At 70.1% G+C, this 24870-nt stretch carries 21 protein-coding genes; 6 read left to right on the top strand and 15 right to left on the bottom strand.

The genetic code is table 11. From position 1 onward, the window contains the following. Positions 1 to 29 precede the first annotated feature (29 nt). The 7 genes from treZ to rpsP all read right to left on the bottom strand — a co-directional run bounded on the left by treZ (position 30) and on the right by rpsP (position 8505). Complete coding sequence (gene treZ, locus NQ152_RS09145) at positions 30 to 1763, bottom strand: malto-oligosyltrehalose trehalohydrolase (RefSeq protein WP_257523748.1); 1734 nt, start codon at positions 1761 to 1763, stop codon at positions 30 to 32. Beyond that, the gene (gene treY / locus NQ152_RS09140; protein ID WP_374113582.1) at positions 1760 to 4138 is read right to left on the bottom strand and encodes a malto-oligosyltrehalose synthase; all 2379 of its coding nucleotides are present in this window, start codon (positions 4136 to 4138) and stop codon (positions 1760 to 1762) included. The genes treZ and treY overlap by 4 nt, the downstream gene beginning before the upstream one ends. A 33-nt stretch (positions 4139 to 4171) precedes the next feature. Further along, positions 4172 to 6379, bottom strand: a complete 2208-nt coding sequence (gene glgX / locus NQ152_RS09135) for a glycogen debranching protein GlgX (RefSeq protein ID WP_257502228.1) — start codon at positions 6377 to 6379, stop codon at positions 4172 to 4174. Positions 6380 to 6488: 109 nt separating this feature from the next. Then, a complete protein-coding gene (gene trmD, locus NQ152_RS09130; protein ID WP_257502052.1) occupies positions 6489 to 7199 on the bottom strand; it encodes a tRNA (guanosine(37)-N1)-methyltransferase TrmD in 711 nt (236 codons plus the stop codon). Between the two features lies 1 nt (position 7200). Beyond that, positions 7201 to 7866, bottom strand: a complete 666-nt coding sequence (gene rimM / locus NQ152_RS09125; protein WP_257523746.1) for a ribosome maturation factor RimM — start codon at positions 7864 to 7866, stop codon at positions 7201 to 7203. A 1-nt stretch (position 7867) separates the two neighbouring features. Next, on the bottom strand, positions 7868 to 8098 hold the full coding sequence (locus NQ152_RS09120; protein ID WP_257502050.1) for an RNA-binding protein: 231 nt from the start codon (positions 8096 to 8098) through the stop codon (positions 7868 to 7870). Positions 8099 to 8103: 5 nt separating this feature from the next. Next, entirely contained in the window at positions 8104 to 8505 is a 402-nt protein-coding gene (gene rpsP / locus NQ152_RS09115; RefSeq protein WP_257502049.1) for a 30S ribosomal protein S16, read from the bottom strand. A gap of 217 nt (positions 8506 to 8722) precedes the next feature. On the opposite strand from rpsP, the gene NQ152_RS09110 reads away from it, so the two are divergent. Continuing rightward, positions 8723 to 9886 (top strand): glutamate--cysteine ligase, encoded by a 1164-nt coding sequence (locus tag NQ152_RS09110; protein ID WP_257523745.1) that lies wholly within the window; start codon positions 8723 to 8725, stop codon positions 9884 to 9886. Positions 9887 to 9934: 48 nt separating this feature from the next. Here NQ152_RS09110 and ffh read toward each other — a convergent pair whose 3' ends face one another. Next, positions 9935 to 11491: a signal recognition particle protein gene (ffh, locus tag NQ152_RS09105; protein WP_257523744.1), complete on the bottom strand. Its 1557-nt coding sequence runs from the start codon at positions 11489 to 11491 to the stop codon at positions 9935 to 9937. A gap of 12 nt (positions 11492 to 11503) precedes the next feature. After that, entirely contained in the window at positions 11504 to 12511 is a 1008-nt protein-coding gene (locus tag NQ152_RS09100; protein ID WP_257523743.1) for a TetR family transcriptional regulator, read from the bottom strand. Positions 12512 to 12582: 71 nt separating this feature from the next. On the opposite strand from NQ152_RS09100, the gene lipB reads away from it, so the two are divergent. Both lipB and lipA read left to right on the top strand, forming a co-directional pair. Continuing rightward, positions 12583 to 13221 (top strand): lipoyl(octanoyl) transferase LipB, encoded by a 639-nt coding sequence (gene lipB / locus NQ152_RS09095; protein ID WP_257523742.1) that lies wholly within the window; start codon positions 12583 to 12585, stop codon positions 13219 to 13221. Beyond that, a complete protein-coding gene (gene lipA, locus NQ152_RS09090; protein ID WP_257523741.1) occupies positions 13218 to 14255 on the top strand; it encodes a lipoyl synthase in 1038 nt (345 codons plus the stop codon). Before lipB ends, lipA begins: the two co-directional genes overlap by 4 nt. 31 nt (positions 14256 to 14286) lie before the next feature. On the opposite strand, the gene NQ152_RS09085 is transcribed toward lipA, so the two are convergent. The 4 genes from NQ152_RS09085 to smc form a co-directional block, all read right to left on the bottom strand. Beyond that, the gene (locus NQ152_RS09085; protein ID WP_257502041.1) at positions 14287 to 14787 is read right to left on the bottom strand and encodes a DUF2004 domain-containing protein; all 501 of its coding nucleotides are present in this window, start codon (positions 14785 to 14787) and stop codon (positions 14287 to 14289) included. A gap of 84 nt (positions 14788 to 14871) precedes the next feature. After that, entirely contained in the window at positions 14872 to 15741 is an 870-nt protein-coding gene (ftsY, locus tag NQ152_RS09080; protein ID WP_257502040.1) for a signal recognition particle-docking protein FtsY, read from the bottom strand. 75 nt (positions 15742 to 15816) lie between these two features. Next, a complete protein-coding gene (locus NQ152_RS09075; protein ID WP_257523740.1) occupies positions 15817 to 16578 on the bottom strand; it encodes an SDR family oxidoreductase in 762 nt (253 codons plus the stop codon). Between the two features lie 122 nt (positions 16579 to 16700). Next, a complete protein-coding gene (gene smc / locus NQ152_RS09070) occupies positions 16701 to 20249 on the bottom strand; it encodes a chromosome segregation protein SMC (RefSeq protein ID WP_257523739.1) in 3549 nt (1182 codons plus the stop codon). Positions 20250 to 20733: 484 nt separating this feature from the next. On the opposite strand from smc, the gene NQ152_RS09065 reads away from it, so the two are divergent. Genes NQ152_RS09065 through NQ152_RS09055 form a run of 3 tightly spaced genes read left to right on the top strand, consistent with a single transcriptional unit; the run spans position 20734 to position 23230 of the window. Further along, positions 20734 to 20994, top strand: a complete 261-nt coding sequence (locus tag NQ152_RS09065; protein ID WP_257523738.1) for a hypothetical protein — start codon at positions 20734 to 20736, stop codon at positions 20992 to 20994. Positions 20995 to 21053: 59 nt separating this feature from the next. Next, positions 21054 to 22136, top strand: coding sequence for a GNAT family N-acetyltransferase (locus NQ152_RS09060; protein WP_257523737.1), 1083 nt, complete (start codon positions 21054 to 21056; stop codon positions 22134 to 22136). After that, positions 22133 to 23230: a GNAT family N-acetyltransferase gene (locus NQ152_RS09055; RefSeq protein WP_257523736.1), complete on the top strand. Its 1098-nt coding sequence runs from the start codon at positions 22133 to 22135 to the stop codon at positions 23228 to 23230. The genes NQ152_RS09060 and NQ152_RS09055 overlap by 4 nt, the downstream gene beginning before the upstream one ends. Here NQ152_RS09055 and mutM read toward each other — a convergent pair. Beyond that, positions 23223 to 24155, bottom strand: a complete 933-nt coding sequence (mutM, locus tag NQ152_RS09050; protein ID WP_257523735.1) for a bifunctional DNA-formamidopyrimidine glycosylase/DNA-(apurinic or apyrimidinic site) lyase — start codon at positions 24153 to 24155, stop codon at positions 23223 to 23225. The genes NQ152_RS09055 and mutM overlap by 8 nt on opposite strands. 15 nt (positions 24156 to 24170) lie before the next feature. Continuing rightward, positions 24171 to 24863, bottom strand: coding sequence for a ribonuclease III (rnc, locus tag NQ152_RS09045; protein WP_257523884.1), 693 nt, complete (start codon positions 24861 to 24863; stop codon positions 24171 to 24173). Positions 24864 to 24870: the final 7 nt, after the last annotated feature.

Here is a 24870-nt window from a genome sequence, read left to right as displayed (position 1 = left end):
AGGCTACAAGCCGCAACGGCACATCCGCGTCAGCGCTGAGCGGTCGACAGGACCATGGCGGCGCGTGGCGGCAGGCCGGCGCCGTTCCGGTCCAGCCCGCAGCCGGCGTCCGTGGTGAGCAGCACGGCCGCGGTCTGCGGAAGCGGCACCGTGACCGGAGTCTGCGAGAAGTTCACCAGGATCAGGGTCTGTCCGCGCTGCAGCCGGAACACGCGTGCGTGCTCGTCCGCGTCGGCGTGCACGGCGCCGAAGGAGGGATCCGTCAGATCCGCGACGTCGCGGCGCAGCGCGATGAGGTCGCGGTAGAGGGCGAGGATGCGCGCGTGCACGCCCTCGGTGCGCTCCTCCCAGCGCAGCGTGGAGCGACGGAAGGTCTCCGGGTCCTGCGGATCCGGGACGACCGAGGCGTCCCAGCCCATGGCGGCGAACTCGGCGATACGCCCCTCCGCGGTCGCCCGCCCCAGCTCCGGTTCCGGGTGCGAGGTGAAGAACTGCCAGGGGGTGGATGCCGCCCACTCCTCGCCCATGAAGAGCATGGGGGTGAACGGGGACAGCACGCCCAGCACGGCGGCGATCGCCAGGCCGCCCTCGTCGAGGGCCTGCGAGAGCCGGTCGCCGGCGGCACGGTTGCCGATCTGGTCGTGGTCCTGGGCGAAGGTCACCAGCCGCGACGTCGGGATGCGCGGGTCGATCGGATGCCCGTGCGGGCGGCCGCGGAAGCTGGACCAGCTGCCGTCGTGGAAGAACCCCGCGGTGGCGGCTTTGGCCAATGCCGCCAGTGGGGCGAAGTCGGCGTAGTACCCGCCGGTCTCCCCCGTCACGGCGACGTGGAGGGCGTGGTGGTAGTCGTCGCTCCACTGCGCAGTCAGTCCGTAGCCGCCCGCCTCACGCGCGCTGATGAGGGTCGCGTCATTCAGGTCGGATTCGGCGATCAGCGTGAGCGGGCGGTTCAGGTGCGCGCTGAGCGCGTCGGTGTGCTCGGCGAGCTCCTGGAGGATGTGCCGTCCCGAGGTGTCCCGCAGTGCGTGCACGGCGTCCAGGCGCAGTCCGTCCACGTGGTAGTCGCGCATCCACATCAGGGCGTTCTGCACGATGAAGTCGCGGACGGCGGGCTGGTCCAGATCCACCGAGGAGCCCCACGTGTTGCGCTCGGCATCGCGCAGGTACGGGCCGTACTCGGGCAGGTAGTTGCCGCTGGGTCCGAGGTGGTTGTAGACGACGTCCTGGATGACACCCAGGCCGCGCTGGTGGCAGGCGTCCACGAAGCGCTGGTACGCGGCCGGGCCGCCGTACCCCTCGTGCACCGCGTACCAGAGCACCCCGTCGTAGCCCCAGTTGTGGGTTCCGTTGAAGGCGTTGACCGGCAGCAGCTCCACGAAGCCGATACCCAGCTCGACCAAATCGTCGAGGCGGCCGATGGCGGCGTCGAGGGTGCCCTCGGCGGTGAAGGTGCCCACGTGGAGCTCGTAGATCACCGAGCCGGCCAGCTGGCGTCCGGTCCACGCCCCGTCCTGCCATCGGTACGCATCGGCGCTGAACCACGCGGACGCCTGGTGCACGCCGCGCGGCTGGCGGCGGGAGCGCGGATCCGGTCGCAGCTGATCCCCGTCCCCCAGTACGAAGCCGTATTCGTCCCCGTCGGCCAGGACGACGGATGCTGCGGCCCACCACCCGTCGGCGCCGGGCACCAGCTCCACATCGGCGGTGCCGGGGCGGCGCAGGCGCACGCGGTCGGCGCGGGGTGCCCACACCTGGACGGTCATGACACTCCCTCCGGGACCAGCAGAGCCACCGGGTAGGTGGCCAGCACATCGGCCATCCGCAGGCGGGAGCCCTCGTGGCGGCGACCGGTGAGCGCGTCGACCGCCGGACCGGGATGCCGCAGCAGGAGAGTCTGCCCCCATCCCCCGCGGCGCTGCAGGCCCACGGGCAGCCGTGTGGCGACCGTCAGCGCACCCCCGCGGTCGAACGCGATGGCGTGGTCGGACGCCTCGCCCACGACGGTCATGGGGGTATACCGGGTGAACAGCTCCGATCGGTCCCGCCGCAGGCGCAGGGCGCGTGAGGTCACGAGCAGCTTCGCGAGTCCGGATGCGTCCACCGGCGGCAGATCGCCGCGCGCGAACCCGTCGTCCAGCGCCGTCAGCAGCCGAGCCCGCTCGGCGAAGTCGACGGGCCGCCGGTTGTCGGGATCCACGAGCGAGGTCTCCCACAGTTCCGAGCCCTGATAGACGTCGGGCACGCCCGGCGCGGTCAGCTGCAGCAGCTTCGCCGAGAGGCCGTTGCACCACCCGGCTCGGGTGATCTCGGCCACCAAGCCGCCGATGAGGGCGTTCACCGCGGCGTCGTCGAACGCGGCGTCCACGACCGCGTGCATGCGCGCTTCGAACTCGGCGTCCGGATCCCACCAGCCCGTCGATTCGGCCGCTTCCCGTGCCGCCTTCTCGGCGTACGCGTGCAGCCGCTCCCTCGAGGCGGGCCAGGAGCCGATGATCGCCTGGTAGAGCAGGCTGTCGAAGGGCCGGTCACCGGTCGAGGCGCGCTCGCTGAGGTCGACCAGCACGTCCTGCCAGCGCTGCGGCAGCTCGGCGAGCACGTCCAGGCGGGCACGGACGTCTTCGCCGCGCTTGGTGTCGTGTGTGGACAGCGTCGTCATCGCGGCCGGCCAAGACGCCTGCCGTGCCGTCTGCGCACGGTGGAAGTCGGCGACGGTCAGCGAGAAGACCGACGGGTCGGCTCCCACCTCGGTGAGCGAGCCGAGCCGGGTGTACCGGTAGAAGGCGGTGTCCTCCACGCCCTTGGCCATCACCGGCCCGGTGGTCTGCTGGAAGCGGCGGGCGACGTCGGAGGAGGGGTCAGCGAGAACGGGCACCAGTCGGGCGATCGCCTCTGCCAGGTCGGGGCGGCGGGCCCGCGCTTCCGCGGCCGCCTGGTCCAGGTGCTCCCGGCCGGCCGGCAGGTATGAGCGGTACACCGGGAAGCACGCGAGCAGCTCGGCGATCGCGTCTGCGGCCTCGGCCGGATCTGTCGGCCGGTCGCTCGGCGCGTCCGACAGGTCGCGTACGAGCCGCGCGACTTCCGCGCGCTGGATCGTGTCCGCGATCGTCCGCTTCGTCTCGTGGATGAGGTCCGGGTAGCGCTGCGTGTCGCCGCCGCGCAACCGCGCATCAAGGGCGTCGAGGGGTCCTTCCCCGCGAGGGTCGATCAGCACGCGGTCGATCTGCGCGAGTGCGTCGTACCCGGTCGTGCCGTCCGTCTCCCACCAGGCGGGCAGCTCCTCGCCGTGCTCGAGGATCTTCTCCACCAGCACGTAGGCGTGGCCGGTGGCGGCGGCCAGCCGTTCCAGGTACCCGCCCGGATCGAGCAGTCCGTCCGGATGATCCACGCGCAGGCCGTCGGCCAGCCCCTCGCGCACCCACCGCAGGATTTCGGCGTGGCTCTCGTCGAACACCCAGGGGATCTCCACACGCACTCCGGCGAGGGTCGTAACCGCGAAGAAGCGCCGGTAGTTCAGCTCCCCCGCTTCACGCCGCCAGAACATCGCCTCCCAGTGCTGCCCGGCCAGGACCCGGCGCATCACGTCGGGGTCATCCAGCCTGGCGCTGCCGGCTCCGACGACCGGGAACGGAATCGAGTCGGGCGCGAGCGGAAGGACATGCTGACCGTAGAACCGCGCGACGCCGTGCGCGCCGCCCACCGCGTCGCCGGGCTCGATGGCCACCTCCCCCGCGGCGATCACCTCGTCCAGGCTCGCGCCCAGGATCGGCACGCGGATCCGGCCGGCGCCGTACTCCCAGTCGATATCGAACGCCTCGGCGTAGCGGGAGTCGCGGCCCCGGATCAGCACGTCCCACCACCACGGGTTCTGCTCGGGTCGTGAGATGCCCATGTGGTTGGGGACGATGTCGACGAGGATCCCCAGGCCGGCCGCTCGGGCGGCCGCGGCGAACCGCTCCAGTCCGGCCGGGCCGCCTCGGGCAGGGTCGATCGTCGAGGGGTCGACGACGTCGTAGCCGTGGTCGGAGCCCTCCGTCGCCCGCAGCAGCGGCGAGAGGTACGCCCACGACACGCCGAGGTCGTTCAGGTAGGCGGTCACCCCCGCCGCGGCATCCAGGTCGAAGTCCCGGCGGATCTGCAAGCGGTATGTCGAGTTCGGATGCGACGCCACGATCTAGCGCTCCAACTCCGCCTTGGGCGAGTGTCCGGGCATCGTGGCGTTGTCGGTCTGCGCCGCGAGCGATGCCGCAACCGAGTGATCGATCTCGACCTCGGGCAGTTCGTGCTCGCGGAGGACAATCAGCGCCTTGGGCGGCAGCCGCACGGACGATCCGGGGCTCAGCGGCTCGCTGTCCGCCTGCTGCCCTGCGGTGTCGACCAGGATGTCCCACCGGGGACTGAATGCGGTGTCCGGAATGTCGAAGTCCACGCTGTCATCGCCGGCGTTGAACAGGATGATGAAGTGCTTGTCGACGATCGGTTCGCCGCGGCGATCACGCTCGCGGATGCCGCGCCCGTTCAAGAACACACCTACCGCGCGGCCGAAGCCGGAGTCCCAATCCTCCGGCTGCATGACGCTGCCGTCCGGCCGCAGCCATGCGATGTCGGGGACCCCCTGTCCCAGCTCCATTTTGACCGGGCGGCCGTTGAAGAACCGACGGCGACGGAAGGTGGGATGGTCGCGTCGCAGTCGCGCGAGCGCCGCGGTGAACTCCACCAGCGGCTGATCGACGTTGTCCCAGTCGACCCAGGTCAGCTCGTTGTCCTGCGCATAGCCGTTGTTGTTGCCCTGCTGCGTGCGGCCCAGCTCGTCGCCGTGCAGCAGCATGGGCACGCCCTGCGAGAGCAGCAGCGTCGCGATGAAGTTGCGCTGCTGACGTGCGCGCATCGTGTTCACCTCGGGATCGTCGGTGGGACCTTCCACGCCGAAGTTCATCGAGCGGTTGTCGTCGGCGCCGTCTTTGCCGTCTTCGCCGTTGGCGTCGTTGTGCTTGTGCTCGTAGCTGACCAGGTCGCGCAGTGTGAAGCCGTCGTGCGCGGTGACGAAGTTGATCGATGCCACCGGACGGCGGCCGGAATGCTCGTAGAGGTCGGCGGAGCCGGTCAGGCGCGAGGCGAACTCGCCGAGTGCCTGCGGCTCACCGCGCCAGAAGTCGCGCACGGTGTCCCGGTACTGGCCGTTCCACTCGGTCCATTGCGGAGGGAAGTTGCCGACCTGGTAGCCGCCCGGCCCGACATCCCACGGTTCGGCGATCAGCTTGACTTGGGAGACCACGGGATCCTGCTGCACGAGCTCGAAGAAGGTCGCCAGCTTGTCGACGTCGTAAAACTCCCGCGCCAGGGTGGAGGCCAGGTCGAAGCGGAACCCGTCGACGTGCATCTCGAGCACCCAGTAGCGCAGGGAGTCCATGATCAGCTGCAGCGCGTGCGGGTTGCCCACGTTCAGGCTGTTGCCGGTGCCGGTGTAGTCGGTGTAGTACCGCTTGTCGTCGTCTTCGAGGCGGTAGTACGCGGCGTTGTCGATGCCGCGCATCGACAGCATCGGACCCAGATGGTTGCCCTCGGCGGTGTGGTTGTACACCACGTCCAGGATGACCTCGATGCCGGCGGCGTGCAGCGCGCGGACCATGCCCTTGAACTCCTCGACCTGCTGGCCCTGCTCGCCGGTGGCGGCGTAGGTGTTCTGCGGGGCCAGGAACGCGATCGTGTTGTAGCCCCAGTAGTTCGACAGTCCCTTCTCCTGCAGCGTGGAATCGTCCACGAACTGGTGCACGGGCATGAGCTCGATGGCGGTCACCCCGAGCTTTTTGAGATGCTCGATGATCGCCGGATGCGCGATCGCACTGTAGGTGCCGCGGATCTCCTCGGGGATGGCCGGATGCCGCTCGGTGAGGCCCTTCACGTGCGCTTCGTAGATGAAGGTCTCGGCGTACGGTGTCTTCGGCAGTCGGTCTCCGGCCCAGTCGAAGAACGGGTTGACCACCACGGCCTTCATCATGGATGCCGCGGAGTCCTCGTCATTGCGCGAGTCGGGGTCTCCGAAGTCGTAGCCGAAGACCGCCTGGCCCCACTGGACCTGGCCTTCCACCGCCTTCGCGTAGGGGTCCAGAAGCAGCTTGTTCGGGTTGAACCGTGCGCCGGTCGACGGGTCGTAATCCCCATGCACGCGATATCCGTAGCGCTGTCCGGGGCGCACCTGCGGCAGGTACGCGTGCCAGACGTACGCGTCGACATCGACCATCTCGACGCGGGTCTCCTTGCCGCGCTCACCGAACAGGCACAGCTCGACCCGTTGGGCGCTCTCGCTGAAAAGCGCGAAGTTGGTGCCGTTGCCGTCGAAAGTCGCGCCGAGCGGATAGCTCGAACCGGGCCAGGTCTGCACATCGTCTCCGTCGTCCTGCGGCACAGGCGGATCCGGCACCGGCGGGGACTCCCACATTAGTGCTCGAGAATTTTCGGCACGGGGGGCTTGCGCGCGGGCCGGCGGAGCGTCACTCCCCGGCGGAGAGGAGGTCCGGTCGGCGCTCCCGCGTGCGGGCCAGCTGCTGCTGGCGGCGCCACTCGGCGATCGCGCCGTGGTTGCCGCTGAGCAGCACCGGCGGGACGTCCAAGCCGCGCCAGGAGGCCGGTTTCGTGTACGACGGGTACTCGAGCAGGCCGTCCTCGTGGGATTCCTCGACCAGGCTCGCGGGATTTCCGACGACCCCCGGGATGAGCCGGCCGACCGCCTCGATCATCGCCATCGCGGCGACCTCTCCGCCGTTCAGGACGTAGTCGCCCAGGCTGAGCAGACGCACCTCGCCGAGGGAGGCCGCGTGTGCGAAGACCCGCTCGTCGATCCCCTCGTAGCGGCCGCAGCCGAAGACCAGGTGCGGGCGGCCGGCCAGTTCGCGGGCCGTCGCCTGGGTGAACAGTTCGCCCGCCGGCGAGGGGAAGACGAACACCGGACGGGAGTCGGGCGCGGCGGTGGCCGCCTCCGCCGCGATCGCGTCCAGCGCTTCGCCCCACGGCTCGGGCTTCATGACCATGCCGGCTCCGCCGCCGTAGGGCGTGTCGTCCACGGTGCGATGCCGGTCGTGCGTCCAGTCGCGCAGATCGTGGACGCGCACGTCCAGGAGGCCGTTGCCCCGCGCCCTGCCCAGCAGGGACACCTCCAGGACGTCGAAGAAGGCCGGGAAGATCGAGACGACGTCTATGCGCACGTCACGCCCCCGCGGAGTCGTCCTCGTCCGCCGGCGCGGCTGCGGAGCCGGACTCGGAAGCGACGGCCGGTGTCGCGTCGTCGTCATCGCCGGGAAGGTCCTCGAACAGCCCGGGCGGGGGCGTCACGAGGACGCGGCCGCCCGCGATGTCGACCTCGGGGACGATGGCCTTGACGAACGGCACGAGCACTTCCTGATCGCCGCGGACGCGGACGGTCAGCAGGTCCTGCGCGGGGAAGTGATCGATGCGGACGACGCGGCCCACGACCTCGCCGTCGCGGACCACATCCAGTCCGATGAGCTGATGGTCGTACCACGCGTCGTCTTCGGTGGGGATGTCGGCGGGATCCTGATCGATCCAGAGGATCGCTCGAACCAGTTCCTCCGCACCGGCGCGGTCATCGACGCCCTCGAAGAAGGCGATGGCATGGCTGTTCATCCACCGGAACTCACGCACGGTGAGCACCTTGCCATGCCAGGGGGATGACTCGGGCACCTGGAGGGTGAACGTCGCACCGGGCGTGAAGCGGCCTTCGGGATCGTCGGTGTAGAGCTCGAGCTTGAGTGCGCCCTTGAGCCCGTGCGCCTTGACCAGGCGCCCGACCCGCAGCTGGGTCTTGGCCGCCTTGGGCGGACGGGCCTGAGTGGAGTCGTCGGAGTCGGCCACGTCAGTCGTCCGCGACGTCGACGCGAACGCGCCGGCCGTCTGCGAGTGCAGTGATCAGCGTGCGCAGGGCTTTCGCCGTGCGTCCGCCGCGCCCGATCACGCGGCCCCGATCGTCGGGGTGCACGTGCACCTCGAGGACGTCCCCGCGAGGGGACGTCGAGGAGCGGATGGCCACGTCGTCCGGGTGATCCACGATCCCCTTGACGACGTGCTCGAGCGCGGCGGCGAGCACCACGATTACTCTGCGTCGGTCGCGGCGTCGGCGACTGCCTCGGCGGCGGGCGTCTTGTCAGCCTTGGGCTTGATGACGACCTTCTTCGAGGAGTCGACCTCGAACGGGACCTTGGGCGCGGCGACCTTCACGGTCGAGACAGCGTTCTCGTCGCCCTTGAACCTGCCCCAGTCACCGGTCAGCTTCAGCAGCGCGGCGACCTGCTCGGTCGGCTGCGCGCCGACGCTGAGCCAGTACTGCGCACGGTCTGAGTCGACCTCGATGAACGAGGGCTCCTCGGTGGGGTGGTACTTGCCGATCTCTTCGATGACACGACCATCGCGCTTGGTGCGCGAGTCGGCGACGACGATGCGGTAATACGGCGCACGGATCTTGCCCAGGCGCTTGAGACGGATCTTGACAGCCACGATTCTCCAGAACTGTGTGAAAGAGGAAACGAACTGATCGCCCGGAGCGTGGGGTGCACACCCGGCGGAAGCTCTAAAGGAGGATCTCCGCGCTGGATAGAGGGTCGAGCGGGTGATCCGACCCTCCATTCTTCCACATCCCGGGCCCGCCCGCGAACAGGGGCGTCCGCCCTCGCGAATGCGTGGCATCGCGGCATCCCCATGTCAAACTGTGCGGATGACGGTGCCCTTCGCGACCTCCTCCCGCTCGTCGGTGGGCCTGGAGTGGGAGCTGATGCTGGCCGACGGTGAGAGCGGCGACCTGGTCCCCCGCGCGCCGGAGCTGATCGCCGCGCTCGAGGAGAGCACGGCGCTGGAGCGCTACACGGTGACCGGGGAGCTGCTGACCAACACGGTCGAGGTGACCAGCGGAATCGGAAGCACGGTCGCCGCGGCGGTGGACGACATCGCGGATGCGATCGCCGCGATCCGCACCGTGACCAATCCCATGGAGGTCGAGCTCCTGTGCGCGGGGAGTCACCCGTTCGCGCAGTGGTACGACCAGCAGGTCACCGACAAGACGCGGTACCACAAGCTCATCGAGCGCACCCAGTGGTGGGGGCGGAACATGATGATCTGGGGCATCCACGTCCACGTCGGCGTGGAGGACGTGAACAAGGTCTTCCCGATCATCAACGCCCTCGCGGTGTACCTGCCGCACCTCCAGGCGCTGTCCGCGTCCAGCCCGTTCTGGGCCGGCGAGCGCACCGGCTACGCGTCGAACCGGTCCCTGGTCTTCCAGCAGCTTCCCACCGCGGGACTGCCCTGGCCGCTGCAGGACTGGGCGCAGTTCGAGGCCTACCTGCACGACATGGTCACCACCGGCGTCATCGCCGATGCGACCGAGGTGCGCTGGGACATCCGCCCGGCTCCCCGCTGGGGGACGATCGAGGTGCGCGCGTGCGACGGCATGTCGACCCTTCCGGAACTGGCGGCGGTGGCCTCGCTGGTGCAGGTGCTGGTCGAGCACTTCTCGCGCGAGCTGGACGAAGGACGCGCGTTGCCGTCGATCCAGCCGTGGTTCGTGCGCGAGAACAAGTGGCGCGCCGCGCGCTACGGCCTGGATGCGCGGATCATCGTGGACAGCGCGGGGACGCAGCGTCCGGTCCGCGACCATCTGCGCGAGACGATGGCGGAGCTGGAGGACATCGCCGTCGAGCTCAAATGCGCACGGGAGTTCACCGGCCTGGAGGCGATCATGACGCAGGGCGCCAGCTACGCGCGCCAGGCTCTGGTGGCGGATGCCGCAGACGGAGACCTGCGGGAGGTCGTGCAGCATCTGATCCGCGAGTTCCGCGCCGGTCCCACGCTGCGCGAGCACCTGGCCTCGCTGCGCCGCTGAGCCCGCGGCTCGGTGAGGGCACGCGCAGGCGCGCGCTGGTACGACTGACTACCCGCGGCCGAGGAGCTTCTGCAGTTCGGCCAGCTCGGCTTCGCTCGGGGCGCCCTGGGCCCCGCCCAGCCCGAATCCCGAACCCGTGGGCTCGGCGGGGGTGGATGCCGCGATGCCGGCGTTCTCGGCGGCGCGCTTGGCCGGGTTTCCGGACCGGGAACCCTTCGCCTTCTGCTGCTTGCCGCGCTTGGCCGACGCGCCCGGGCGGGTGCCGGGGATGGGGCCCATGCCCGGGATGTTCGGGGTGCCGCCGCGTGCGACGGTCTTCATCATCTTGGCCGCCTGCTCGAACCGGTTCACCAGCGCGTTGACATCGGTCACGGTCATGCCCGAGCCGCGGGCGATGCGCAGCCGGCGCGACCCGTTGAGCACCTTGGGGTTGCGGCGTTCGATGGGCGTCATCGAGCGGATGATGGCTTCGGTGCGGCCGAGGTCCTTCTCGTCGAACTCATCGAGCTGCTGCTTCATGTTGCCCATGCCGGGGAGCATCCCCAGCATCTTCTTCATCGAGCCCATCTTCTTGAGCTGCTGCATCTGGTCGAGGAAGTCCTCGAGGGTGAAGCTGTCCGTGGCCAGCTTCTCGGCCATCTTCATGGCCTCTTCCTCGTCGAAGGCCTGCTGCGCCTGCTCGATGAGGGTCAGGATGTCGCCGAGGTCGAGGATCCGCGAGGCCATGCGGTCCGGGTGGAACGGCTCCAGGTCGTCCAGTCCCTCGCCGGTGGACGCGTAGATGATCGGGCGTCCGGTGACGGATGCCACGGACAGCGCCGCACCACCGCGCGAGTCGCCGTCCAGCTTGGAAAGCACCACGCCGGTGAAGTCCACACCCGCCTGGAACGCCTTGGCCGTGTTGACCGCATCCTGACCGGTCAGCGCGTCGATGACGAACAGCACCTCGTCCGGGTCGGTCGCCTTGCGGATGTCGGAGGCCTGCTTCATCATCTCCGCGTCCACACCGAGTCGTCCGGCGGTGTCGATGATCACGACGTCGTGCTGTTGGCGCCGCGCCACCTCGACGCCGTCGCGAGCGACCTTGACCGGATCGCCGACGCCGTTGCCCGGCTCGGGTGCGTAGATCGCCGCGCCGGCCTGGCCGGCGACGACCTGCAGCTGGTTCACCGCGTTCGGACGCTGCAGGTCCGCGGCGATCAGCAGCGGAGTGTGGCCTTCCTTCTCCAGCATCTTGGCGAGCTTGCCGGCGAACGTGGTCTTGCCCGAGCCCTGCAGCCCGGCGAGCATGATGACCGTCGGCGGCGTCTTGGCGAACTGCAGTCGGCGCTGCTGTCCACCGAGGATCCCGACGAGCTCCTCGTTGACGATCTGCACGACCTGCTGGGCCGGGTTCAGCGCCTTGCTGACCTCGTCGCCCAGCGCCCGCTCGCGCACCTTGGCGGTGAAGTCCTTCACCACGGGCAGGGCCACGTCCGCATCCAGCAGGGCGCGGCGGATCTCCCGGACCGTTCCGTCCACGTCCGCGGGGCTCAGCTTGCCCTTCGTGCGGAGGTTCCGGAAGGTGTCGGTGAGGCGATCTGAGAGCGTGCCGAAGGTTGCCATAGTCCCTCGAGTTTACGCGAGGCGACCGGCGGTTCGATCTTCGCCGAGCTCCTGGAAGATCGTGATCTGCAGGTCGGCCGGGCCCCGCAGACGCGCGTTGACGGATCGCCACGGGGTCTCCCGCGCGGAGGCCTCCACCCGGGCCCCGGCCCGCACCAGCCGCTCGACCGTCGCGGCGGTGTCCTCGACCTCGAGCGCGAGGCGAACCCGGTCGCTGGAACCACCGTCGGTCTCGACCCGATCGATCAGGGACACCTGAGCGGCGTTGGCCAGCTCGAGGGTCGCCTCACCGGCACCCAGGATGACGACCCGGGCATCACCGTCACCCTGGTACGCCTCCCGCTCGGGCATCCCCACCTCGTCGCGGTAGAACCGCAGGGCGGAATCGTAATCGGCGGCCTCGACGACGACGCGCAGTTGTCGCACCGTGCCGGGCGCGCCCGCGGTCACGCCGCGGACGGCATCCAGGGCCGCGGCGAGGATGCGGGGCAGGGGCGTGCGCCCGGCTCCGTCGTCCGCCCACGCGTGCAGCGCCGCCAGCACGGCACCGCCGAACGCGGCGCCGAGCACCTCGGCGTGCAGGCGGTCCGCGCCGGAGCGCCGCAGCCGGTCCGACACGGTCCGGGCGATCCGTGACCGGCGCAGCGACGCCTCGCGCTCCAGCTCGTCGGCCAGTCCCATGGCATCGGCGTTGACCAGTGCCAGCGCAAGACTGTCCGGCGCGAAATCCGCGGCGATCGCAGCCGTGGCCGCGCGCGCATCGGCCGCGGCGTCGGCGGTCTGATCCTCCGCGAGGCGCACCTGCAGCTGCGCGACGCGCTCGTCCAGACCGGACCAGAGGATGTCGCCCTTGGAGGCGAAGTAGTTGAAGAAGCTGGATCTGCTGACACCTGCCCGCTGCGCGATGTCCGCGATCGATGTCGCGTCGTACCCCTGCTCGAGGAAGAGCTCGCAGGCGGCTTCGGCGAGGGTCTCGCGCGAAGAGGCGCGCGGCCGGCCGGTACGCGAATCGGCGTTCATCATCCCACTGTACGGTTTACCTGCGCGTAGTATTTGTACCGAGTGTAACAACGCTCTGCGAAGGGATCCGCATGCTCGATGTCATCACCGCCGGCCTGGCCCCCCACTACGTGCCCTACCACGAGGGCTGGGGGCTGCAGCGGCGCGTCCACGCCGAGGTGGTCTCCGGCGACCGACCCGACACGCTGCTGCTGCTCGAGCACGAGGCCGTCTTCACCGCCGGCCGGCGCACGCAGGCGCACGAACGGCCGACCGACGGGACCCCGGTCATCGACGTGGACCGCGGCGGCAAGATCACCTGGCACGGACCCGGACAGCTCGTCGGATACCCGATCGTGCGGCTGCCCGAGCCCATCGACGTCGTCGCCCACGTCCGGCGGCTGGAGCGGCTGCTGATCGATGCGCTGCGCCTGCACGGTGTCGCGGGATACCGCGTCGAAGGCCGCAGCGGGGTGTGGGTGGGCCGACCGCTGTCCGAGGACAAGATCGCGGCGATCGGGGTGCGTGTGGAGAAGGGCATCACGATGCACGGCTTCGCGGTCAACTGCGACAACACCCTTGCCGGATTCCGCGGCATCATCCCGTGCGGCATCACCGATGCCGGGGTCACCACCGTCAGCGAGGTGGTCGGCGGCGACGTCGCGCCGGCCGATATCGCGGACTCGATCGCGGCGGTCTTCGCTGCCGAGTACTCGGGGGTGCTCGCATGAGCGGGTGCGCGACGGGCGGCGCCGGCGCCGCCGCTCCCGCCTCCGCGCCGGGCGGCCGGAAGCTGCTGCGGCTGGAGGTGCGCAACGCGCAGACGCCGATCGAGCGGAAGCCGGAGTGGATCAAGACCCGGGCCAAGATGGGCCCCGAGTACACCGCGCTGCACTCCCTGGTCAAGGACGAGGGTCTGCACACCGTGTGCCAGGAGGCCGGCTGCCCCAACATCTACGAGTGCTGGGAGGACCGGGAGGCGACCTTCCTGATCGGCGGGTCGCAGTGCACGCGCCGCTGCGACTTCTGCCAGATCGACACCGGCAAGCCCGCCGATTACGACAGGGACGAGCCGCGGCGGGTCGCCGAGAGCGTGCAGAAGATGCAGCTGCGCTACGCCACGGTGACCGGCGTGGCGCGCGATGATCTTGCGGATGAGGGCGCCTGGCTGCACGCCGAGACGGTGCGCCGCATCCACGCCGACAATCCGGGCACCGGCGTCGAGATCCTCGCCACGGACTTCTCCGGCGATCCCGAGCTGCTGCGCGTCGTGTTCGAGTCACGGCCCGAGGTGTTCGCGCACAACGTCGAGACGGTCCCGCGCATCTTCAAGCGCATCCGCCCGGCGTTCCGCTACGAGCGCTCGCTGGACGTGCTCACGCAGGCCCGCGATTTCGGCCTCATCACCAAGTCGAACCTGATCCTCGGGATGGGTGAGGAGCCCACCGAGGTGGTGCAGGCGCTGCAGGACCTGCACGATGCGGGCACGGACATCATCACCATCACGCAGTATCTGCGCCCGTCGCCGCGTCACCTGCCGGTGGACCGGTGGGTCAAGCCCCAGGAGTTCGTCCAGTTCAAGCAGGAGGCCGAGCGCATCGGCTTCCTCGGCGTCCTGGCCGGCCCGCTGGTGCGCTCGTCGTATCGGGCGGGGCGGCTGTGGGCGCAGTCGATGATCTCGAAGGGGCGGGACATTCCGCAGGAGCTGGCGCACCTGGCGCGGGACATCGCCGATGAGGGGCTGACGTTCGCCCAGGCGGTGTGAGGCCGCGCGCCACGGCAGCGGCGGGGCCGCCTCAGTCGGCGCTGGTGACCGACAGAACGGCGCCGTCCGAGTCCAAGTTGACCAGGATGACGTCGTCGGTGGCATCCGGGTCCAGTGCGTATTCGAGCACCGCGAACGGATCCGCACCGCCGTGCTCGTCGGCGAGGATCGTCATGCTCATCAGCTGCAGGGAGCGGATCACATCGACCTGGGTGTCGCCGGAGATGTCCACCAGCAGCTCTTCGAGGTCGTCGCCGAGGGTCTCCTGCTGATGGAGGATGTACTCGATCACCTCACTGGTGCGGTCATCAAGCTCGGACACCATCGCGTTGCGCGCCGTGTGGTCGATGGACTCTATCGATGAGATCAGGCTCGCCGCGACGTCCAGGGCGGCCTCGGACACGTCGTCCTGGTCGGGCGCGGTGAGATCGACGGTCACCGTCTGATCCCCGAGATCGACGTTCTCGGACCAGAAGATCGACCCGTCCGGGCCGGACTCCAGGAGTCCGAAGTAATCGTGCTCAATCGCCATATCCCCATGAAACCAGCACGCGGGCATCGGCGCTATCCCGCCGCGGCGAGCCGTGAGGTTCGCGGCCGATATCGGGCGTCCGGGTCAGTCCACGAGGGCAGCGGCGAACACGTGCGGCGTGAATCCGGTCAGATCGCCGATCCCCTCGCCCTGGCCGAGCAGCTTCACCGGGATGCCGGTGCGCTCCTGCACCGCGAGCACGAATCCGCCCCGCGCCGACCCGTCCAGCTTCGTCAGGACAAGCCCGGTGACGCCGGCGTGCTCCAGGAACGCCTGGGCCTGCAGGACACCGTTCTGCCCGGTGGTCGCATCCAGCACCAGGAGCACCTCGCTGATCGGCGCCTGCTTCTCGATGACGCGACGGATCTTGCCGAGCTCGTCCATCAGCCCGCCCTTGGTGTGCAGCCGGCCCGCGGTGTCCACGAGCACGATCTCGGTTCCGGTGCGCTTGGCGTACTCGACGGTCTGGAAGGCGACGGAGGCCGGATCCTGGCCCTCGTGCTGCGGACGCACGATCGCCGCTCCCCCGCGCTCGGCCCACGTGGCCAGCTGGTCCACGGCCGCGGCGCGGAAGGTGTCGGCCGCACCGACGACGACGCTGCGGCCGTATCGCTGCAGGAACTTCGCGAACTTCCCGATCGTCGTGGTCTTCCCGACGCCGTTCACCCCCACCACGAGCACGACGGCGGGTCGTTCGGTCAGACGCAGGGTGGTGTCGAACTTCGCGAAGTGCTCTTCGAGCGTCTCCTTGAGCATCCGCTGCAGGTCGCGCGGGTCGGTCGTGCGGTAGCGCTCGACCTTCCCGCGCAGCTCCGCCACGATGCGCTCGGTGATGTCGGGACCGAAATCCGCGGTCAGCAGCGCCGTCTCAAGGTCTTCCCACGTCGTCTCATCGATCGTCGGACGGACGAACATGCCGCGCAATGCGCCCCCGAGGGACCACTTCTCTGCCATGCGAACAGCCTACGAGCACGCCGCGGTGGTCCGGGGACCTCGCCCACCGCGGCGCGCGAACCGTGCCAGCCCGGCTCACCGGGACCGGGGCGGGTCGGCCCGGAGCCAGTCCGCCAGGCGCGTCTGGAACAGCTGCGCGCTCTCGACCGGCAGCAGCGTCCGCTCGTCGATCTTCGCGCCGTAGTACTGTGCGTCGTCGTCGCGCACGACGGTGCGCGGGTCCCCGCGGAACGTCAGTCCGCGGCGGATGAACTCGTCCAGACCGAACACCTCGGGACCGGCGATCTCGATGTCCGCGTTCAGCGGCTCGGCCGCCGCCGTGCGCGCGACCGCGGTGGCGACATCCTCGGCCGCGATCGGCTGGATCAGGGCACCCGGAAGACGCACCGTATCGCCGTCCGTCGAGACGTCGGCGATGCTCTGGAGGAATTCGAAGAACTGCGTCGCGTGCACGAGCGAGTAGGGCATCCCCGATTCCCGGATCAACTTCTCCTGTGCGACCTTGGCGCGGAAATACGGGATGACGTGCGGACGGTTGGTGCCGACGATGGTCAGCGCGACGTGGTGACCGACGCCGGCGGCGCGCTCGGCGGCCAGCAGGTTGCCGGTCGAGGTGGTGAAGAACCGCAGGACCGCGTTCTCCTCGAACGACGGCGAGTTGGACACGTCCACGACCACATCCGCCGCGGTCAGCGCTTCGGCCAGCCCCTCGCCGCTGATGGTGTCGACCCCCGTGTTGGGTGACGCCGCGACCGCCTCGTGGCCCTGCTCTGCCAGCTGGGCCACCACCTTCGACCCGATGAGCCCGGTCCCGCCGATCACAACGATCTTCGCCATGTCCGTCGTCCTCCGTTCGGTGGCGCCGACCTCCGGCGCTCACCAGGTATGACCGGGCGGGCGGTGCCGATGTGACACGCGTCAGGCGGGTGCGCTCAAGGATCCGGTCGTGCGGCGTCGGCTCAGCTCGCGGCGCGGTCGCCGACGCGCTGTCCGACGACCGCCGACACCCCGTCCTGACGCATGGAGACCCCGTACAGCGCGTCGGCGATCTCCATCGTGCGCTTCTGGTGCGTGATCACGATGAGCTGGCTGCTCTCGCGCAGTCGCTCGAACACGCCCAGCAGCCGGCCGAGGTTCGCGTCGTCCAGCGCGGCCTCGACCTCGTCGAGGATGTAGAACGGGCTGGGGCGGGCCATGAAGATCGCGACGAGCAGCGCGACGGCGGCCAACGACCGCTCCCCGCCGGACAGCAGCGACAGCCGCTCGATCTTCTTGCCCGCCGGGCGCACCGAGACCTCGATGCCCGTGGTCAGCGGATGCTCCGGGTCGGTCAGGCTGATGCTGCCGGTGCCACCGGGGAACAGGATGGGGAACACCTCGCCGAACGCGGCCCGCGTGTCCTCGAACGCCGCGAGGAAGATCGTCTGCATCCGCTCGTCCAGCTCGTCGATGATCGTGAGCAGATCCGAGCGGGTCTGCGCGAGGTCCGCCAATTGCTCGACCAGGAACTTGTGGCGCTGTTCCAGAGCGGCGTACTCCTCCAGCGCGAGCGGGTTCACCCGCCCCAGCTGTGCGAGCTTGCGCTCGGCATCCTGCAGCCGGCGGCGCTGCTGAGCACGATCGAACGGAACCGATGCCGGGTCCGGCCCAGTCGCGGCCTCCTCCCGGGGCGGCACCCGCGCATCGGCGGGAACCGGCTGATCCGGACCATATTCCGAAAGAAGAATGTTCTCGTCCAAGCCGAGCTCGGAGGCCACGCGCTCCAGCAGGCTCGAGACGTGCAGGCGCTTCTCGTGGATCTGCAGCTCCAGACCGTGCACGCTCTCGGTCAGAGCGGCCAGCCGATCGCGGACCGTGGTCTCCTGGCGCCGCAGCTCGGCCAGTTCGGCGGTGACCGCGGTGCGCGCCGACTCGGCGGATGCGAGCTGGACGCGTGCCTGGCTGACGGAGCGGTCGACCGAATCCAGCACCGCGGGCAGCTGTGCCGCCACACCGGCGGCGACCTCGCGCTGCGCGCGCCGTAGGACCGCACGCCGCGCGGCCTCCGCGGCAGCCGCCCGCTCGCGCTCGCGCTGCCGTTCCAACTGCACGACCCGCGCTTCGCCCGCACGCACCCGCTCCTTGAGCGTCTCGACGTCCAGACGGGCGCGCATCTCCGTGTTCCGGGCGGCCTCGAGCTCGGCGAGCATGCCTTCGCGGGCGGAGGCATCCAGTATCGGTCGTGGTGCCTCACGGGCGCGCATCAGATGCTCCTCGGCCGCGTCCGCTGCACGCTCGGCCTCCTCGACGGCGGCCGCGGCCTGCGCGAGGCCGGCGGCGAGGCGGTCGCAGTCAGCGATCGCAGCCTCGTGCCGGACGGTGGCGCGGTTGACCTTCTCCGCGTGCGCCGCCAGAGCGGCATCGTGCGCCCGGAGCGAGGCCAGGGCAGACTTGGTGCGCCGCCGGGAATCCTCCAGCCCTCGCACGTCGTCAGCGAGGGCCTCGCGCAGGGAGTCCGCCACGACCACCATCTCGCTGAGGCGTTCGGCGGCGGCATCGCGCTCGGCCGCCAGCTCGAGCCGTGAGCGGCCCTGTCCCGAACCTGCCCGCAGGGTGTACTCGGTGTAGACCTCACCGGCCCGCGTCACGACCGTGACCGGTGCGCCCAGATCTGTCGCGGCGAGGGCATCCCGGGCTGCGGCGGCAGCCTCCAGGTCGTCCGCGACGACGACGTGGGACAGGATGCCGAGCACCCCGTCGGGTGCCGTCACCACATCCCGCGCCGGAACGACGCCGGCCACCGCCGGGAAGACCGGCGACGGGGAGTCCGCGTCGGCGATGGCGATGTCCACCACGCCGAGGTCTGCGCCGCGGACGGTGCGGGCGATCGTGAACGCGTCTTCGCGGGTGTCCACGAGCACGCCCTCCGCCAACGGGCCCAGCGCCGCGGCGATCGCCGTCTCGTAGCCGGGCGTGACCTTGACGGAGTCGCCGAGCAGTCCCCGGATCCCCGCGCCGCCGCGCGCGACGAGCTCCGCCGCCGCGTTGCGCACGTCCAGGGCGCGCCCCAGGGCCGTGGTCTGGGCAGCGAGGGATTCGCTCTCCCGCTCGGCGGCGTGCAGTCGCTCGCGCAGCAGGCCGACGGCGGCCTCCGCGTCGGTCGCCTCGCGCTGGGCCCGCTCGTACGCGGTGGCGTACTCCGCGGCGGAGCCTTCCGGCACCAGGTCGGGATCCACGCCGGCCAGTTCCGCTTCCGCCTCGGCACGGCGGGCCAGAGCGGCATCCAGCGCTCGCTGCTGCCGTTCCACTCCGGCGCGCACCGCGGTCAGCGCCGAGGCGGCGGCCTCGGCGGAACCGCGCAGCTTGGTCAGTCGCATGTCGTGCTCCGAGACCAAGGCACTCTGGGCCGCGATGTCCGCGTCCAGCGCGTCCAGTTCGCCGCGCGAGCGCACCACCTCGCGGGATGCCTGTACCGCGGCATCCTGGGCATCGCCCAGCCCGCCCGCGATGTCCTCGATCTCTGCCCGGACGTCGTCGATCATGGCCTGCGAGACGGTGGTCAGCTCCAGGCCCTGATCGTCCGCGGCCTCTCCGAGAAGCGCCAGCCGCTGCCCGGTCAGGGCGTAGAGGCTGCGCAGCCGCTCCTGGACGCGCTCCAGACTGTGAGCGACGCTGCGCGCCTCGTCCACCCCTTCGGAGCGCTGCTGCTCCTCGAGCGCCGCGATGCGCGTGCGCAGGCTCTCCGCCTGATCCTGCAGGACCAGCCGCTCGGTGTGCCGCTCCTGCTCGCTGCGCGCATGGGCGGACAGCTCCGACCGGAGCCCGGCGAGCTCGTCGGCGAGCAGCCGCGCTCGCGCGTCGCGGACGACCGCGGCGATCGTCGCGGCCTCGCGAGCGATCTCCGCCTGCCGGCCGAGCGGTTTCAGTTGCCGGCGCAGCTCGCCGGCCAGGTCGCTGAGCCGGGTCAGGTTCGCCTGCATCGCCTCGAGCTTGCGGAGGGTCTTCTCTTTGCGGCGGCGGTGTTTGAGGATGCCGGCGGCCTCTTCGAGGAAGCCGCGACGTTCTTCCGGGGATGCCTGCAGCACGTTGTCGAGGCGGCCCTGTCCGACGATGACGTGCATCTCCCGGCCCAGGCCCGAGTCGCTCAGCAGCTCCTGGACATCCAGCAGCCGGCAGACGCCCCCGTTGATGGCGTACTCACTGGCTCCGTTGCGGAACAGAGTGCGGCTGATCGTGACCTCGGAGTAATCGATCGGCAGTGCACCGTCGCCGTTGTCGATCGTCAGCTGGACCTCGGCCCTGCCGAGCGGCCCTCGCGTCGCCGTGCCGGCGAAGATGACGTCCTCCATCTTTCCGCCGCGGAGCGTCTTGGCACCCTGCTCGCCCATCACCCACGCGAGGGCGTCGACGACGTTCGACTTGCCGGAGCCGTTCGGCCCGACGATGCAGGTCACGCCCTGTTCGAAAGCGAAGGTGGTCGGCTGGGCGAACGACTTGAACCCTTTGAGCGTCAAGCTCTTCAGGTGCATGGAAACGTCCTCCGGCCCGGTCGATTCACGGGTTCACGCTACCCGAGGACCACTGTGATTCCGCGCAGGCGAGCCGGGAGCCGGGGCCGTGCGCCGGCGCTCGATGCGCTGTCGCGACACGCCCGTCGTCCGCCGAATCTGCGAATTCGCCTTGACGTGGCCGCTGGCCCGCGCTATCGTCTCTCTTCGCGTCCCACACGCGAAAGGAGGTCACCGATGATGCACATGATGAACCCAGGCTCCGCCCCGGTTCGCCGTTCCCCGTTCTGCGGAATCGCTCCGGTGACCTCGTCGTTCGGCGCCACTGCTCCCACCGCCGGCTGACCGCCGCGGGGAGGACTCTGCCCTCTGGACGTCTCCGTCCGCCCGGCCCGCGTATCAGCGGTCCGTTCCGGCAGCTCCTCGATGAGCGTTCCCCCTGTCGCGCGCCCGCGACCGCCCGCTCGGGCACTCCACCCTTCCCTTCCACTCGAAAGAGACCACCATGAACGACACACTGGCGCCCGTCCGGTCTCTCGGCTCGGACAGGCAGCTTCCCACCTCGGCGACGGACGGTGCGCGCCTGGCGCTCGCCGACCGACTCGAGCTGCGGCTCGGTCTGTGGCTGCTGCTGCGCAGCTCCCGCCGCCTCGACAGCGCACGTGATCACGGTGACCACACGCGCCGGCTCGTGAATGCCCGGTCCCGCGACGGCCGTCTTCACGACACCTTCCGTTCGCACGCTCTGAGCAGCGTACGGACCTGACCTGATCAGGGGGCCGCTCGCGGCGGCCCCCTGATCACCCGCTACCGATCGGACCGACCATGATCACCGCACCCGTCGACGTGGCACTTCTTCCACTGACGATTCCCACGACGATCGACGCACCGGATGCCGCCGACTTCATCTCGATGGTGGCCCTGCGCAACCGCATCTACCGCGAGATCGCCGGCCACGACGACCACTTCATCGCCGCCGACGAACTGCTCCCCCATTACCAGCCCGATCCCTACCAGGAGCGGCGCAGCTGGTTGGTCGAGGCGGACGGCCGTCCGGTCGGCCGTGTCGGCGTGGACTTCCCACTCGAAGCGGGGTCGCGCAACGCGTCCTGGCTCATCGAGCTGATCCGTGAGGTCTGGGGCCGCGGCATCGGCACGGCCGCCTACGCACACGTCGAGCGGTTCGCGCGCGGCTTCGGACGCACCGTCCTGCAGTCCTGGGCCGAGCACCCCGAAGGACCGGGCCCGCGGTTGCAGCCGCCCACCGGCTCCGGTTCGATCCCCCGCGACCACATCGCCCGGTTCTTCATCCGTCACGGCTACACCCTGGAACAGGTGGAACGCTGCAGCGCGTTCGATCTGCGCGGATCCTTCCAGAAGGTCGAGCAGCTCCTCGCGGTCGCCACCGCGGCCTCGACCGGCTATCGGCTGGTGCGGTGGTTCGCGCCCACTCCCCCGGAGTTCGTGGACGGCTACGGGTGGATGAAATCCCGCATGATCACCGACGCCCCGGCCGCCGCTCTGGAATTCGATGAGGAGATCTGGGATGCCGGACGCGTCGCGCGGCACGACTCGCTCTACACCGCGGCGGGGCGGACGCTGCAGGTGACGGCCGCACAGCACATCGCGACAGGCGAGCTGTGCGCCTTCAACGAGCTGGTCATCGGCAAAGACCGCACCCAGGCATCCAGTCAGGAGGACACGCTGGTGCTGAAGGAGCACCGCGGTCACAAGCTGGGCACCCTGGTCAAGTGCGCCGGCCTGCTCGCCTGGCGCGATGTCGCGCCGGACTCCCCTCGGGTCATCACCTACAACGCGGAGGAGAACCGCCCCATGCTGGACATCAACGAGGCGATCGGCTTCGTGCCGATCTCCTACGACGGCGCCTGGAAGAAGGTGCTGGAATGACCGATCTGACGCAGCGGACGCGCCCGACCGTCTCGCGGCTGCTCGTTCCGGAAAGCCTCGATGGTCCCGACGCCGACCCCTTCCTGGAGATGGTCCGGATCGGCAACGCGGTCTGCCTGGCCGATGCCGGGCACGACTACCTGCGCGAGGACCCGGACGAGGTCTTCGGCTTCTGGCAGGACCAGACCGACTGGACCCAGATCGGCTACGTCGCCGAGCGGGAGGGACGGATCCTCGGCGTGATCAAGATCATGATCGCCAACCAGGACGAGGTGACCTCGGCCGAATTCGACCTGATGGTCGATCCCGAGCATCGCGGCGAAGGCGCCGAGCAGGTGCTGCTGGAGGTCGTGGAGGACCGGGCCCGTGCCCGCGGCATCCGGACCGTTCAGACCTGGACGCTGCACCGCCCCGACGCAGCGGGACCCCGCATCGCCTCGCCCACCGGGTACGGATCGATCCCGGCCGACGACCCGCAGGTGACGCTGCTGCGTGCCGGCGGGTTCACGCTCGAGCAGGTCGAGCGCAACAGCGTGTTCGACCTGCACGGCGACTTCGACCTCGTCGAGGAGATGCTCGCGGCTGCGCAGTCAGCCGCGGGGAGCGATTACCGGCTGCTGATGTGGACCTCACCGACGCCGCCCGAGCACCTCGGCGGGTTCGCCTATGCGATCTCGCGGATGTCCACGGATGCGCCCACCGGCGGCCTGGTCATCGAGGAGCAGCACTGGGACGCTGACCGCGTGCAGCGCCGTGATGCCCGGCTGAAGGCTCAGGGGCTGACGGTGTCCGTCGCGGCGGCGCAGCATGTGCCGACCGGCACGATCGCGGCCTACAACGAGCTGGTGATCGCCGAGGACCGCACCGGGGCCACCCAGCAGTACGGCACCCTGGTCGTGAAAGGCCACCGCGGACGCCGGCTCGGCACCGTCGTCAAATGCGCGAACCTGCTGCGGTGGCGTGAGCTGGTCCCCGAATCACCGCGGGTCTCGACGTTCAACGCCGAGGAGAACCGGCACATGCTGGACATCAACGAGGCGATCGGCTTCGTGCCGGCCTCCTACGCCGGTGCGTGGCAGAAGGTGCTCAGCTGACCCGGACGAGCGGGCGCGGGGGTTTCTGGCAGTGCGGGCAGTAGTGGCTGGAACGGTTCATGAACGACACCCGAACGATCGGCCTGCCGCAGCGCGGACACGGCTGCCCGGTGCGTCCGTACGCGTTCAGGGAGTGCGCGAAATACCCCGCCTGACCGTTGACGTTCACGTACTGCGCATCGAAGCTCGTCCCGCCCTCAGCCAGCGCGCGCTCCAGCACGGTGCGCACGTCGGCAAGGAGCCGGTTCACCGCCCGGGTGGAGAGCGCGCGGGCGGGAGTCTCCGGGTGGATGCGGGAGCGCCACAGTGCCTCGTCGGCGTAGATGTTGCCCACCCCGCTGAGGACCGTCTGATCCAGCAGCACGCGTTTGATCGCCGAGTCCTTGCGCGTCAGCGCCACTCGGAACTCCCGGTCGCCGAACGCGGGGTCCAGCGGGTCGCGAGCGATGTGGGCCACCTGGCTGGGCACCGTCGGCTCGCTCGTTCCGAGGCCACCCGGTGCGCCATCCGGCGTCGGGACCAGCGGATCCAGCGTCAATGAACCGAACGTGCGCTGGTCGGCGAACACGACGACCAGCTCACCGTGGTCCGGATGCTGGATGTCCAGCCGCACCCGCTCGTGCCGCTCGGCCCGCGCCCCCGGCGCTCGCAGGAGGAGCTGCCCGCTCATGCCGAGATGCGCCACCAGCGCCTCAGCGGCAGGAACACCGTCGTCGCCGGAGTCCAGAGGCATCCAGAGGAACTTGCCACGACGGGCGGCACTGCGCAGGACGGCCCCGGTCAGGGCGGCTTCGAACTGCGCGCCGGAGCCGGAATACCGGGTGAGCGCGCGCTCGTCCACGACGGTGACGCCCCGCACGGTGGCGCCGCTGACGGCGGGGTCCAGCCCCGCGCGCACGACCTCGACCTCAGGCAGCTCAGGCATGCCGCCCGATCCCGGTCAGGCCCGGGCGCTGAGTTCGCGCCATGCCATCAGCGCGGCGGCCATCTCGGCCTGCTTCTTGCTGGATCCCGTACCGGCCGCCGAATGTTCGGCGACCCGGACGGTGGCAGCGAAGACCCGACTGTGGTCGGGACCGGTCGAGGTGACCTCGTATACGGGCGGCGGCGCGCCGAGGTGGGAGGCGAGCTCCTGGAGCGTGGTCTTGGGGTCGACCGACGCACCGTCGCGGCCGGGGTCATCCAGCAGCGGGTCGATCAGGCGCAGGACCAGAGCGGTCGCGGCATCCGGACCGGCCGACAGGTAGGTGGCGCCGATCACGGCTTCCATGGTGTCGGCCAGGATGGAGTCCTTGTTGCGACCACCGGTCTGCTCCTCGCCGCGACCGAGTTGGACGTACTCGCCGAGTCCGATGCCGCGAGCGACCTCAGCCAGGGCGACCGTGGACACCACGCTCGCGCGGCGTTTGGCCAGCGCTCCCTCGTCCAGCTCGGGGTGGGAGGTGAACAGTCGCACTGTCACAGCCTGGCCGAGCACGGAATCTCCGAGGAACTCCAGTCGCTCGTTGTGCGGGCCCTGACCGTGTTCGTACGCCCATGAGCGGTGGGTCAGCGCCAGCGACAGAAGCTCGGCGTCGATCTCGACGCCGAGCGTCGCGGTGCGGTGGGTGCGCTGTGCTGTCACGGCACTCACCGCGGCA

This window comes from Microbacterium sp. zg.B48, assembly GCF_024623505.1.
Taxonomy (GTDB): domain Bacteria; phylum Actinomycetota; class Actinomycetes; order Actinomycetales; family Microbacteriaceae; genus Microbacterium.
Note: the sequence above shows the minus strand (reverse complement) of the source record. Positions and strands in the feature narration are given on the sequence as shown.